The organism is Acinetobacter sp. ANC_7511 (assembly GCF_056779975.1).
This window is the reverse complement of sequence record NZ_JBWYIY010000003.1, coordinates 114,302-127,487: the sequence shown is the minus strand read 5'-3', so window position 1 is coordinate 127,487 and position 13,186 is coordinate 114,302. Positions and strand designations below refer to the sequence as shown.

The following is a 13,186-nucleotide window of genomic DNA, read 5'->3' as shown; positions in this document are numbered from 1 at the left end:
AATAAAAAACCTGCAAATTTGCAGGTTTTTTTTAGATTAGTCTTAAACTTTTTGATTAAACGCCAAGTTTATCAAATAGTTTTTGGCTGAGCTCTTCGCTCGTCTGAGGAATACTTAAGCCCGCCACAAATTTATCTGGTCTTAAAAATGCCATCGAGTATTGAGTGCGACCAAACCACGCACGAATCGCATGCTCTGTATCCCCAAGTGTCAATATTTCATCATCATGAGCATCAGTTTTCAATTGTTCAGGTGGAACGACTTTAATAAATTTCACACCCAAGGCTTTCCATTTTTGAATACTTGTTGGTGTGAGTCCCCAAGTCGGATCTACTCCCCAAGCAATAATAGCAAAGCCTTGACCAATAAAATCATCCAGTAATTTCACATGACCTGTGCTATCTTGCATTTTAGGTTGAATAAACATTTTACCGATTGGTGATGTCTTATTGACCTGTCCAACCAAAATACCAGATTTATATTGTGGCATTGGCTTAAAGCGCATTTCCAACAAATATTGTTTAACTGGTTTAATGTAATTTAGAACATATGAAATAGCATCACGCGCAGTACCTTGCCATTTTTTAGGCGGAGCTAGCACATGGCCTGCTGTAACAGATAAATCAATCATCGCTTTGGCATGATCATGACGCTCTTCTTGATAAGAATCTAGAACTTTAGCATCTACTTTACCTTGTACGACCATAGCCAGTTTCCAAGATAAATTGAACGCATCACGCATTCCACTGTTATAACCCTGTCCCTGCCATACTGGCATAATGTGCGCTGCATCTCCCGCAAGTAAGATACGCCCTTCTTTAAATCTACTGGCAATACGTGCATTATGGGTATAAACACGATTTCGGATCACATCGATATTTTCAGTGTTTGGTAATACTTTGGATAAAAGTTTAGCCATGTTTTCAGGTTGACTAAGTTGCTCTTGCGTCTCCCCTGGCATCACCATAAATTCAAAACGACGGATACCATGTGGTAAAGCCGCTGACACATATGGACGTACTGGATCACAACATAAGTAAATATGTGGTGTCGCCAATGGATCGTTTGCAATATCGACAACAATCCATTGGTTTGGTGCAGTTTTACCTTCAAAAGGAATATTCAACATACGGCGAACGTAGCTATTACCACCATCACATGCCACAAGATACTTTGCAGTTATATATTCAATTGTTTTATCTTTATTTTGGATTTGAACTTCAACTTGATCTTCAGTCTGCTTAAAACTTTGAAGTTGACGAGAAAAAAGTACTTCCACATCATCAAAACGTTCTAAACCTTCCAATAATTCTGCATCAACATAAGGTTGTACGAATGCGTTACGACGAGGGAAACCAAACTCACGTGTTTTAGGTTGAATATCTGCAAAACAACGGCCTGAAGGCGTAAGAAAACGCATCGCATGATCGGGAGTGGTATGCGGCAATACTTTGTTGATCAAACCAATCGATTGCATTGTTCTTAGAGATTCATCATCAATACCAATTGCACGAGGATAATCAATCAATTGATCGAGCTGTTCAATCACTTTTACTTTTAAGCCCGCAAGGCCAAGGCCGTTCGCCATCGTTAAACCGACTGGGCCTGCACCAAGTACGATCACATCTGCTGAATAAGTGTTGGTCTGTGACATGGTCAATCTCCTCTAATATTCGCATTAGAGAGGATTTTCAGCATAGGAAAAAGTTATGCTAAGGTCTTATGAAATTTAAGAAATTGTCACTTTTACTTCAATTCCATCAAAAAACCTTAATTTATGTCGCACATCTATAGTTTTTACCTATGGTTGAATTTGTAATTCATCTACAAAATATCTCAGTGAATATGCTCAAATCATACTATTCAAGCTTTGGATCAGTTTTACAGTATAATAAGGGAGTAATTTAATATTTTTTTGCTTCGCTTTGAAGCCATGGAATCCCACTATGACGAAACGTGTTACCGTCCCGATTGCTCTCGAAAATCGTGCTCATGCAGGTAATGCCGCTGCTCAATTTGAACTTGCTGAACTTTATATGACGAGTGAACACGATGAAGACATTGCGCTTGCAGAAGAATGGGCTTTACGTGCTGGTCAATTGGGTCATGTCGAAGCGATGTACTGGTTAGGGGAAGGTTATACCCATTATGCGAAAGAAGTTTTAGAAGAAGATCCTGAAGATGCAAAACTAAACTTTGAGTACGGTTTTAACTGGCTCACGCAAGCAAGTAAACATCAACATGCTGCTGCGATTTTAGAGCTCGCAGGTTATTACCGTCGTGGTAATGTGGTCGAAAAAGATGTACAAAAATCTGTTGAATTGGTGACTCAAGCCGCTGAACTTGGTGATACTCAAGCAATGCGTGATTTATCTGCCATCTATGCACATGGTTTAGGTGTGGATGTAAACGAGGAAAAAGCTGATTATTGGCAGGAAAAGGCTCAATCAAGCACTTAAGAGAAATCACGTTTTCTTTGCATCAAAAAGCCTTCATGATTGAAGGCTTTTTATTGAGCTACTTTAGATCTTTTTAAACTATAACATACCTTAAAATAGCAACATACTTTAAGATATTAATTAACTTCAGCGATGATGGCTTGTCTACAAATCCCATCTACTGCCCTTTGCTGTTCAAATACTTTTTTCGGCATTGCTTCAAAGCTATCAAAAAAGCAGATTTCTTCTTCATTGATGTCATATACCAATGAATGATTACCAATGCCTTCTAAAGTATCGTAATACACGATCACAAACTTATTGGCATCAAATGCGATTTGAATATCTTGATAGCTGATTGCGGGGGATATTTTTAGCGCAAGTTTTTCAGCTTCTAAATAACTTAGCTTTTCTTGCTCTTGAAGTGCATTGTCTTCATCTGTGGTAAATTCCACATCTAAGCCAAATTTTTTAAGTCCCACAGCTAGACCGATCGTGGTCGTTCCATCACCCTCTACATAACCACACACTTCTTTAAGTTGTTCAATATCTGGGTCTAACCCAAGATGTTGAAAGAGCATCCATACGGCATAAATACCAGCATTGGCTTCTAGATTGGCGAGTTCTTCGGGAATTTCCATCAAAAATATATATTATTTATTGAGCTATCAATTATAACAAATAATCTTCTTCAAAATTTAAGAAATTAAATACAAAATTCAAGCTCACTCATCTAAAAGTTTCAAAAAGTCTGGACATTGTAAATGGTCATCGTATGGACATTTTTCAACGTGTGTCAAAATTAAGAGTAAGTTATTTAAAGTCTCAATTTTATCTTTGATTTCGTTTTTTGCTTCCCTAACTTGATCTCTTTTAATTTTAATTTTTTCATGATCAATTGCCATATTTTTAATTTGGCTCAGCGTCATACCACCATTTTGGAAGATCTTGATTAATGAGATATTCTGTATTGCTCGGGATGAATACTGTCTTCTAAGCCCTTTCCTTCCAATAGATCGAATAAGTCCTTTTGATTCATAAAACCTAATCGTGGCAGTTGAAGTATTTGTCCGATCAGCTAGATCACCTATATCTATTTCCATTAATGCACCTTGACTTCAAGTTAGCTTTAAGTTGCACACTAGCATGACTTAAATTAGAGAGTCATCCTTTCATGAATATTTTAATTTACATTTTAGCTTTAGGCCTAAGCGCTACTTTAATTATGGATTTTTTAGGTTGGGCAAGAGCGATGATTTTTAAAATCCCCTCATTTAACTATGCTTATTTGGGTAGGTTTTTCTTTTTAGTTAAAAATAAAAAATACGTATACAGAAATATTACCGAAGCCCCTGTACACAAATTTGAATACATTACGGGTTGGGTATTTCATTATATAACCGGTATTTTTTTCGCTTTAATTTATACTTATATCGATAATTCACATACTACTTTGGAAGCTTTTATATCTTCTATTTTATTTGGACTTTCAACTGCTATTATCCCATTTTTGGTGATGCAACCTATTCTTGGATTTGGTTTCTTTGCGAGTAAAACGCCCAATCAATGGATCAGCATAAAAAATAGCTTAGTGGCACATTTAAACTTCGGAATCGGTTTATTTATAGCCCAAATTATTCAATCCTACATTTTCTCAACATTACACTAATGAAAGCTTGATAGATTGAATGATAAAAATTTTAAATTAAATTTCTAATACGTTGCCAAAATAAATCAATCAAAGACAAAATTATTCGAATTTGTGATGAAAAAATCGATCGGAAGGGAGAATCTGTAGGTTTGTCATTTTATGCTTTCTTTTCAAATAAAAATAATGACCCCGATGCACTCATGGAAGTAGCTCATTGGTGGATCATGAAACATAAACTTGACCACTTTGAAAAAGCACAGAAAATAAAATCTCTAATATCATCGGAATCTGAAGTTGACGCGATTTAATTGAAATACTTTGAATCACCAATAACCAACTTAACATTGGAAATTCGCAAGTTTATAAGTACAATACTGCCCTAGTCGAGGGATGCTGCGACGTTTTACAAGTACAAAATGTAAAAGCGCCAGGCTCGACGATCGGTCAATCTGCTCAGATGGACCAACAACGGCATCCGCGAACATAATGATCAATTTTTGTTTTTTATAAGGAGATCGTGATGAACGCGGTTAATGCTTCATTTACAGATTATAAAGTTGCCGATATTTCACTTGCTGACTACGGCCGTAAAGAAATCAAACTTGCAGAAGCTGAAATGCCAGCCCTTATGGGTCTGCGTAAGCGTTACTCTGCGGCTAAACCACTTGCTGGTGCTAAAATTTTGGGTTGTATCCACATGACAATCCAAACAGCTGTTCTTATCGAAACTTTGGTAGAGCTTGGTGCTGAAGTTCGTTGGACATCTTGCAACATTTTCTCAACTCAAGACCACGCTGCGGCAGCTATTGCAGCTTCTGGTGTTCCAGTATTTGCTTGGAAAGGCGAAACTGAAGAAGAATACATGTGGTGTCTTGAACAACAAATTAATGTAAATGGTACGCCTTGGGATGCCAACATGATTCTGGACGACGGTGGTGACTTAACTGCGCTTGTTCATGAAAAATACCCAGAAGTACTCGCAAAAATTCACGGTATTACTGAAGAAACAACAACAGGTGTTCAACGTCTTCTCGAAATGTGGAAAGACGGTTCATTGAAAGTGCCTGCGATCAACGTTAACGATTCAGTCACTAAATCTAAAAACGACAACAAATACGGTTGCCGTCACTCTCTAAACGATGCCATCAAACGTGCAACTGACATGCTGTTATCTGGTCGTCGTGCACTTGTAATTGGTTACGGTGATGTAGGTAAAGGTTCTGCGCAATCGCTTCGTCAAGAAGGCATGATCGTACGTGTTTCTGAAATCGATCCAATCTGTGCAATGCAAGCCTGCATGGACGGTTACGAAGTAGTTTCTCCATACAAGAATGGCGTACAAACAGGTAAAAAAGAAGACGTTAACGCTGACCTTCTTCAAAATACTGACTTAATCGTAACAACGACTGGTAACTACCACGTTTGTGACGCTGCAATGCTTGATACATTAAAAGCAGGTGCAGTAGTTTGTAATATCGGTCACTTTGACACTGAAATCGATACCAACTACTTACGTGGTTATAAATGGGTTGAAGTTAAACCACAAGTTCACCAAGTATATCGTTCAGAAAATGAAAATGATTACCTCATTCTTCTTTCTGAAGGTCGCTTAGTAAATCTTGGCAATGCAACTGGTCACCCATCACGCGTGATGGATGGTTCTTTTGCGAACCAAGTTTTAGGTCAAATGCACTTGTTCGCAGAGAAATTTGCTGATCTTCCTGAAGATCAAAAACAAGCAGCGATTCGTGTTGAACTTCTTCCTAAGAAATTAGATGAAGAAGTTGCTGCAGCAATGGTTGCAGGTTTCGGTGGTGTTCTGACTCAATTAACTCAAGAACAAGCGGACTACCTTGGGGTTGCTGTTGAAGGTCCATTCAAATCTGACGCTTATAAATACTAATCTTTGAACAAGCAGGCTGAACAGCCTGCTTTTCTTTGAATTCTATTTTGCTGAAATAAGTACAAAGGATTTGAACATGTCTAAACAGATTCCAATTTCTTTTGAGTTTTTCCCAACCAAAACTGATGCAGGTGCGGAAAAACTTAAAGTTGTTCACCAAGAACTGCAGTTGCTGAATCCAGAGTTTTTCTCTGTGACTTATGGTGCAGGTGGTTCTACACGTGAACGTACACTTTCGACTTTAGCTGATTTTAATGGCAAAGGCACGCCTGTTGCTCCTCACCTCTCTTGTATTGGTGATAGTAAAGAACGTATCGCTGAACTTTTAGATTTATATAAATCTCAAGGGATTGACCGTATTGTTGCACTACGCGGTGACTTACCTTCCGGTCAAGTTGGCTTAGGTGAATTACCGTATGCTCAGGATTTAGTACGCTTTATCCGTGAACATTCGGGTGACCACTTCCAGATTGAAGTTGCAGCTTACCCTGAAATGCACCCACAAGCAGATAGCTTTGATTTAGACATTAAACGCTTTTGTGAGAAAGCCAATGCAGGTGCAAATGCAGCCTTAACTCAATTCTTCTTTAATCCAGATGCGTATTTTTACTTTGTAGAGCGCATTCAAAAAGAAGGTGTGAATATTCCTGTGGCACCTGGCATTATGCCAATTACCAATGCAAGCAACTTAATTCGCTTTGCAGATGGTACAGGTGCTGAAATCCCTCGTTGGATTCGTAAGCAACTGGCAGCCTATGGTGATGATACTGCATCAATCAAAGCCTTTGGTCATGAAGTGATTGTAAAGCTATGTGAACGCCTCATTGCTGGTGGTGCACCAAGTCTGCATTTTTATACGATGAACACCACTGATCCAACTCGTCAACTTGTAAAAGACCTCGGTCTAGCATAAGTCTCCTGACTTCTTTTATCGACAGCTTAGGTTCAATTTATTTGATGTAAGGACTGAAGATAAAAGAAGTTTTTATTTTACCGATTTTAGAGTAATGCACATGCCTCGTTTTTTTATTGAAGCAGAACTTAATGTAAATACAACAGTTGAACTGACTGAAACTGTATTTCATCATTGGGTCAAAGTTTTACGTGCACAAGTCGGTGAAAAAGCGACCTTGTTTAATGGTCAAGGTGGCGAATATCAAGTTGAATTAACTGAAGCCAATAAAAAAACAGCCTCGGTTCTAGTTCAAGAATTTAACCCAGCCAATCGCACACCAAACTTTAATGCCTTACTTGGTCAAGTAATGAGTAAAGGTGACCGCATGGATTATGCTATTCAAAAAGCGGTTGAGTTAGGCGTATCTGAAATTCAACTTCTCACCTCTGAACGTTGCGAAATGCGTTTAAAGTACGACCGTGATCAGAAAAAACTTGATCATTGGCAAGGTGTAGCAATTGCAGCTTGCGAGCAGTGTGGAATGAATATTGTTCCAAAAATATTAGCTCCACTCCCTTTGGCACAATGGTTAAATAGCACACTCCCTGAAACGAAATTAGTCTTAGCCCCCAATAAAGATGAGGTCGATGTGTTAAATGATGCCTCCTCAAATATAACGCTACTCATTGGTCCAGAAGGTGGATTAAGTGAAGCTGAAATCCAATCTGCAAATCAGCATGGATTTATCAATTGGTGTATTGGTGAACGTGTTTTACGTACAGAAACTGCACCAGTGGTTGCTTTATCGATCTTAAATTACAAATTTTAATAAATATTTTCTCAAAATTCCGTGATTTAACTCACAATAGAATTGATTTTCTTCCAATTAGACAGTACTTTAAGGAGAAAAGAGTTGTCGCGCTAAATTTATATTTTTTTAAGTTCGTACTCAAAAATAATACAAATAAAGTAGAAAGAAAATTAAGGTATTGCCAGTTATGAGTGAAGTTCAGGGAGAGCATGTTTCCAACTCTGTACTCGATAGCCAGATCAAAAGTGCGACTTCTAATTTGCATTTTTTTTTAGCGTGGGTGCTCTTTGCCTGCATCTATAATCAACTTATTTACTTCTTTTATTTCAAAAGCTTTTCAATACCTTATACCATTTGGCTCATTATATTTACCGCCATTCTTTTAATCTGTTTTTGCTTTACCCTCTTTTTTAAAAAATCTAATCAAATTAGTATTTTTAACTTAGACATGTGGGCACAATTGGTTTGCTTAATTACTGGAGCTGGTCTAGCTATTGGTATTTATACTGTATTACAGCTTATCCCCGAACATAATCCAGAAGTCAAAGATATACATATGTTGACTTTAGCTGGGTTAATGTTATCTATTGTTTATACTTTTGCTATTGTATTTTTATCACAGCGGTTAAGATACTTCCTTTATGTTTTTTTGCCTTCAGCTTCGGCCATAGTCCTCTCCAATTTCCTTTTTTTAGATAATACTCCTGATGTTTTTAGTTTAATCTTTAATATTTGGTTTGGTGTATTACTTATTTGCGCTCTCCTTACCCATAAGATGTACCGCCGTCTTGGAATATTAAATAGTCACAATAAATTCTATTTATCTGAATCTAGAAAACATCTTATGGAGTCATCACTTCTCCAAGAAAAGCTAAAAAATGAGATTGAAAAATCCAAAGAAATTGAAAGCCAATTACAAATGCATAATCAATTACTCGAACAAAAAGTAATTGAACGAACCTACGATATTAATAAGATCAACGATCGACTGCAGCACCATCAAGCTAACCTTGATTTTGCGCATGAAACTGCTGGAATTTCATCTTGGCTATGGAATATTGAGAAAAGAACCATTGAAATTTCAGGCATTAAATATGGTAATCAGGTTTTACATTACCAAAGTGCAACTGATCAAATTAACGAGTTTATTCACCCAGAAGATCAAGAAAATTATCGTAAAGAGCTCCGTAAACATTTAAGAGGAAATACTGAACGTTTTGAAGCACATTATAGAACTAAAGTAAAAGATCAGTGGTTCTGGATTAAAGATATTGGTCGAGTTATTACACGTGATCCTGAAAATAATAAACCTCTTAAAATGGTGGGTATTTTCCAAGACATTGAAAGTGAAAAAAAAGCACAAGAAAAATTGAAATTAGCTTCGAATGTATTTAATCAAGTGGCCCAAGGAGTTTTCGTTTTAGACAATAACTTGTGTTTTTTAGAAGTTAATCCTTATTTTAGTGAATTGGTCAACATCCCACCGCAGGATATTATCTCAAAACACATCTTTGATATTACCAAATCTTCCACATCCCAACTCAGCCAACATCACGCCGATATAACTCAAACGGTGTTACTCACCGGACAATATGATGCTGAGGTCACAGAAGAATTTATTTCAGGAAAGATATTAACCTTGTGGCTGCATATCAATGCAGTTCGTGATGATAAAAATAGAATTTTAAATTATGTAGGCATCATTTCAGATTTGACTGAACGGAAACAAAATCTTGAAAGAATGGCCTACTTAGAGAATTACGATCTACTTACAGATTTACCTAACCGTGTTTATTTTAATTTACAGTTACACCAGTATCTAATTAGTAAATCTAAAATTCTGAGCCATTTTTCTATTATTCGTCTTAACATTGATCGATTTAGACATTTTAATGAGTTTATTAATCATCAAACTGGAGATGAAGTTCTCAAAGAAGTTTCCCGAAGACTGAAATATACCTGTTCTAAAGCTGTTCTGATTTCATATTTAAATAATGATGACTTTGCTATGATTTACAACTTAAATCATAGTCATTACACGATCCAACAAGTCGTCGATCAGATCCTTGAGGCCTTTGAAATACCCTTTATCATCGATGGGCAAGAACACATGATTCATGTCTCACTGGGTATCGCAATTTACCCCAATCATGGTAGACAAATTGGTAGCTTAAATAGTCACGCGGAAAGCGCTTTAACAGAAGCAAAAAAACTAGGGGGCAGCACAGCCTATTATTATGACAACAAGCCTGAATCCATTTTTGGCAGTGATATTGAGCTCGAAAGAGATTTACGACTTGCTATAAAAAATCAGGACTTAGAAATTTACTATCAACCTAAGATAGAAAGTAAAACGATGCAAGTGAGCGGCTTTGAAGCGTTAATCCGCTGGAATCATCCAAAGTACGGCATCATCATGCCAGATCGTTTTATACCGATTGCTGAAATGACTAGTCTGATCTCAGATATCGGAAAATTTGTTATTTTCCAGACATGTAAGCAACTTAAAATATGGCATGAATTAGGTTTTGATAAGTTACAAATTTCTATTAATGTCGTGGCGCAACAGATCCATCGTGGGGAATTTCTCAATTTTATTGATCAAGCCGTGCTTAAATACTCACTCAAACCGGAGTTTATAGAGTTTGAACTTACCGAGTCATCATTGTTAGATAAATCATCTCATGTTTTTGATTTGTTAGACCAAATTAAGGATAAAAATTTCTCAATTGCCTTAGATGACTTTGGAACAGGCTATTCTTCACTTGCATATCTTGCCGACTATCCTATTGATACACTCAAGATTGATCGCGCCTTTATTTCAAAGATTGGCACTCGTAAAAATAATGCTATTGTCGATGCAATTATTTCAATGGGGAAAACGATGGGGATGAAATTAGTTGCTGAAGGTGTTGAGGATATCGAGCAAATTGAATATTTAAAAAAACAAGGTTGTGATTATTTCCAAGGTTATTATTTTTCGAGACCATTAAATAGCGCTGATAGCACTCAATTTCTGCAAAATGAATATCAATTCTCAAAAATTAAATAAAGGCTAGACCAAAGTCCTAAATATGTATGAAATTTCGACTTTTAACTGTGATCAATGTGCAACTAGTGGTATATTCGAACCGATATAACCAAAAAACCAGCAAGGCTGGAACATTGTAATAACTGGGATTCAGATGGACGATCAATCTTTAAAACAGCAAGCACTCTATTACCACGAATTTCCAACGCCAGGAAAAATCAGCGTTACTCCGAGTAAGCAACTCGTCAACCAACATGATCTAGCATTAGCATATTCCCCAGGTGTTGCAGTGCCATGTTTGGAAATTGAAAAAGACCCTTCTAAAGCAGCGCTTTATACTGCACGTGGTAACTTAGTCGCAGTCGTCAGTAATGGTACTGCAGTACTCGGTTTGGGTAATATTGGTCCCCTCGCCTCTAAACCAGTGATGGAAGGTAAAGGCGTCCTGTTTAAAAAGTTTGCAGGCGTTGATGTTTTCGATATCGAAATTGCAGAAAACGATCCAGATAAAATCGTAGATATTGTTGCTGCTCTTGAACCGACTTTCGGCGGTATTAACCTCGAGGACATTAAAGCTCCAGAATGTTTCTATATTGAACAGAAACTTCGCGAGCGTATGAATATCCCAGTTTTTCATGATGATCAGCATGGAACATCAATTATTGTAGGTTCAGCGCTTTTAAATGCTTTGCAATTGAACGGCAAAAAAATTGAAGATATCAAGATCGTCGCTTCTGGAGCAGGTGCTGCAGCACTATCATGTCTAGATCTTCTTTGTGCGCTTGGTGCTAAAAAAGAAAATATCATTGTTGCTGACTCTCGTGGACTCTTAACAAAAAAACGTGAAGGTTTAGACGAGTCTAAAAAACGCTATGTTCAAGATATCGAAGGTTCTCAGATTGGCGACGTAATTGCTGGTGCAGATATGTTCCTTGGTCTATCAGCTGCGGGTATTTTGACTAAAGAAATGGTCAAAGTCATGGCGAAGGATCCAATTATCTTCGCGCTTGCTAATCCAGATCCTGAAATTCTGCCTGAACATGCACATGAAGTTCGTGATGATGTCATCATGGCGACTGGTCGTTCAGACTATCCGAACCAAGTGAATAATGCGCTTTGCTTCCCATATATCTTCCGTGGTGCACTTGATGTAGGTGCAACAACCATTAACGAAGAAATGAAGATTGCATGTGTACACGCAATTGCTCGTATGGCACATGTAGAAGCTGATGCTGCATCTTATGGTGAAAAATCTGCATCATTTGGACGTGATTACCTAATTCCACGCCCACTAGATCAACGCTTGATTCTTGAAATTGCGCCTGCTGTTGCAAAAGCTGCGATGGATTCTGGTGTAGCGACTCGTCCAATCCAAGATTTCTCCGTGTATCATCAGCGTCTTTCTGAGTTCGTTTACAACTCAGCATTTATGATGAAACCAATTTTTGCTCAAGCGAAAACTGATCCTAAACGTATTGCTTATGCGGAAGGTGAAGATCTTCGTGTTCTTCGTGCTGTTCAAATTGCAGTAGACGAAGGCCTGGCAAAACCGATCTTGGTGGGTCGTACTGCTGTGATCGAAGCGAATATTAAGAAATTAGGTTTACGTTTAGAAAATGGTGTGAATATCACTATCGTTGATCAAGAAACAAATCCTGATTACGAAAAGTTTGCTGATGATTACTATAATCTGATGATGCGTAAAGGGGTAACACCTGAGTATGCACAACGTGAATCACGTCGTCGTTCGACCCTGATTGCAGCGATGTTAGTACGCCACGGCTTAGCAGATGGTATGCTATGTGGTACGTATTCTAGCTACGATATTCATTTAGATTTCGTGAGTAATGTCATTGGTTTAAAAGAAGGTCATAACACTTTCTTTACGTTAAATGCGTTGATGCTCGAAGATCGCAACTTGTTCATTGCAGATACATACATCAATCGTAATCCTACGGCTGAACAGCTTGCTGAAATGACTATTTTAGCAGCAGAAGAAGTCCGTCGTTTCGGTATTACTCCACGTGTAGCATTGTTGTCGCACTCAAGTTTTGGTTCTGACCAGACTGATCCTAGCGCTCAAAAAATGCGTAAAGTGTATGAAATTCTTTCTGAAATCGCACCTGAACTTGAAGTTGAAGGTGAAATGCATGCAGATGCAGCGCTTGATGAAAATATCCGTAGCTTTGCATTCCCGAACTCGCGCTTCAAAGGTTCTGCGAATCTATTGATTATGCCGAATTTAGATGCTGCAAATATTTCATTCAACCTGTTGAAGTCAACTTCAGGAAATAATGTAACAATAGGTCCAATCTTATTAGGTGCGGCTAAGCCAGTTCATATCTTAACACCGACAGCAACTACGCGCCGTGTTGTGAATATGACTGCATTAACTGTTGCAGAAATTCAAGAAGAGGAAAAAAACGCGCTCTAATCCTTTATTTAGGGCACGTTTTG

11 protein-coding genes are annotated in these 13,186 nt (G+C 37.7%); 8 read left to right on the top strand and 3 right to left on the bottom strand.

What is annotated here, in order from left to right:
* Positions 1 to 55: 55 nt before the first annotated feature.
* A complete protein-coding gene (locus AC1M9L_RS03170) occupies positions 56 to 1,654 on the bottom strand; it encodes a bifunctional 3-(3-hydroxy-phenyl)propionate/3-hydroxycinnamic acid hydroxylase (RefSeq protein ID WP_481591311.1) in 1,599 nt (532 codons plus the stop codon).
* Positions 1,655 to 1,946: 292 nt separating this feature from the next.
* Between AC1M9L_RS03170 and AC1M9L_RS03165 the strand changes: the two genes are divergently transcribed.
* Positions 1,947 to 2,459: a tetratricopeptide repeat protein gene (locus AC1M9L_RS03165; RefSeq protein ID WP_035265647.1), complete on the top strand. Its 513-nt coding sequence runs from the start codon at positions 1,947 to 1,949 to the stop codon at positions 2,457 to 2,459.
* 116 nt (positions 2,460 to 2,575) lie between these two features.
* Here AC1M9L_RS03165 and AC1M9L_RS03160 read toward each other — a convergent pair whose 3' ends face one another.
* Positions 2,576 to 3,079 carry a cysteine peptidase family C39 domain-containing protein gene (locus AC1M9L_RS03160; protein ID WP_481591310.1) on the bottom strand — a complete coding sequence of 168 codons (504 nt, stop codon included), beginning with the start codon at positions 3,077 to 3,079 and terminating at the stop codon, positions 2,576 to 2,578.
* Between the two features lie 84 nt (positions 3,080 to 3,163).
* Entirely contained in the window at positions 3,164 to 3,541 is a 378-nt protein-coding gene (locus AC1M9L_RS03155) for a MerR family transcriptional regulator (protein ID WP_092766006.1), read from the bottom strand.
* A 71-nt stretch (positions 3,542 to 3,612) separates the two neighbouring features.
* Here AC1M9L_RS03155 and AC1M9L_RS03150 point away from each other — a divergent pair, with 71 nt between their 5' ends.
* From AC1M9L_RS03150 to AC1M9L_RS03120, 7 genes are all read left to right on the top strand, one after another.
* On the top strand, positions 3,613 to 4,107 hold the full coding sequence (locus AC1M9L_RS03150) for a DUF2938 family protein (protein ID WP_481591309.1): 495 nt from the start codon (positions 3,613 to 3,615) through the stop codon (positions 4,105 to 4,107).
* Positions 4,108 to 4,154: 47 nt separating this feature from the next.
* Positions 4,155 to 4,397, top strand: coding sequence for a DUF6500 family protein (locus AC1M9L_RS03145; protein ID WP_481591343.1), 243 nt, complete (start codon positions 4,155 to 4,157; stop codon positions 4,395 to 4,397).
* A gap of 212 nt (positions 4,398 to 4,609) precedes the next feature.
* Positions 4,610 to 5,992 (top strand): adenosylhomocysteinase, encoded by a 1,383-nt coding sequence (gene ahcY, locus AC1M9L_RS03140; protein ID WP_481588499.1) that lies wholly within the window; start codon positions 4,610 to 4,612, stop codon positions 5,990 to 5,992.
* Between the two features lie 76 nt (positions 5,993 to 6,068).
* Positions 6,069 to 6,905: a methylenetetrahydrofolate reductase [NAD(P)H] gene (metF, locus tag AC1M9L_RS03135; RefSeq protein WP_035266512.1), complete on the top strand. Its 837-nt coding sequence runs from the start codon at positions 6,069 to 6,071 to the stop codon at positions 6,903 to 6,905.
* A 100-nt stretch (positions 6,906 to 7,005) separates the two neighbouring features.
* Positions 7,006 to 7,716 carry a 16S rRNA (uracil(1498)-N(3))-methyltransferase gene (locus AC1M9L_RS03130; protein WP_481591308.1) on the top strand — a complete coding sequence of 237 codons (711 nt, stop codon included), beginning with the start codon at positions 7,006 to 7,008 and terminating at the stop codon, positions 7,714 to 7,716.
* 169 nt (positions 7,717 to 7,885) lie between these two features.
* Entirely contained in the window at positions 7,886 to 10,750 is a 2,865-nt protein-coding gene (locus tag AC1M9L_RS03125) for an EAL domain-containing protein (RefSeq protein ID WP_481591307.1), read from the top strand.
* Between the two features lie 133 nt (positions 10,751 to 10,883).
* Positions 10,884 to 13,163, top strand: a complete 2,280-nt coding sequence (locus AC1M9L_RS03120; protein WP_481591306.1) for an NADP-dependent malic enzyme — start codon at positions 10,884 to 10,886, stop codon at positions 13,161 to 13,163.
* Positions 13,164 to 13,186: the final 23 nt, after the last annotated feature.

What these genes read in the sequence shown, in the direction of transcription:
- AC1M9L_RS03170 (WP_481591311.1), bottom strand. Translation starts at nt 1,654, where the DNA reads ATGTCACAGACCAACACTTATTCAGCAGATGTGATCGTACTTGGTGCA.
- AC1M9L_RS03165 (WP_035265647.1), top strand. Translation starts at nt 1,947, where the DNA reads ATGACGAAACGTGTTACCGTCCCGATTGCTCTCGAAAATCGTGCTCAT.
- AC1M9L_RS03160 (WP_481591310.1), bottom strand. Translation starts at nt 3,079, where the DNA reads ATGGAAATTCCCGAAGAACTCGCCAATCTAGAAGCCAATGCTGGTATT.
- AC1M9L_RS03155 (WP_092766006.1), bottom strand. Translation starts at nt 3,541, where the DNA reads ATGGAAATAGATATAGGTGATCTAGCTGATCGGACAAATACTTCAACT.
- AC1M9L_RS03150 (WP_481591309.1), top strand. Translation starts at nt 3,613, where the DNA reads ATGAATATTTTAATTTACATTTTAGCTTTAGGCCTAAGCGCTACTTTA.
- ahcY (WP_481588499.1), top strand. Translation starts at nt 4,610, where the DNA reads ATGAACGCGGTTAATGCTTCATTTACAGATTATAAAGTTGCCGATATT.
- metF (WP_035266512.1), top strand. Translation starts at nt 6,069, where the DNA reads ATGTCTAAACAGATTCCAATTTCTTTTGAGTTTTTCCCAACCAAAACT.
- AC1M9L_RS03130 (WP_481591308.1), top strand. Translation starts at nt 7,006, where the DNA reads ATGCCTCGTTTTTTTATTGAAGCAGAACTTAATGTAAATACAACAGTT.
- AC1M9L_RS03125 (WP_481591307.1), top strand. Translation starts at nt 7,886, where the DNA reads ATGAGTGAAGTTCAGGGAGAGCATGTTTCCAACTCTGTACTCGATAGC.
- AC1M9L_RS03120 (WP_481591306.1), top strand. Translation starts at nt 10,884, where the DNA reads ATGGACGATCAATCTTTAAAACAGCAAGCACTCTATTACCACGAATTT.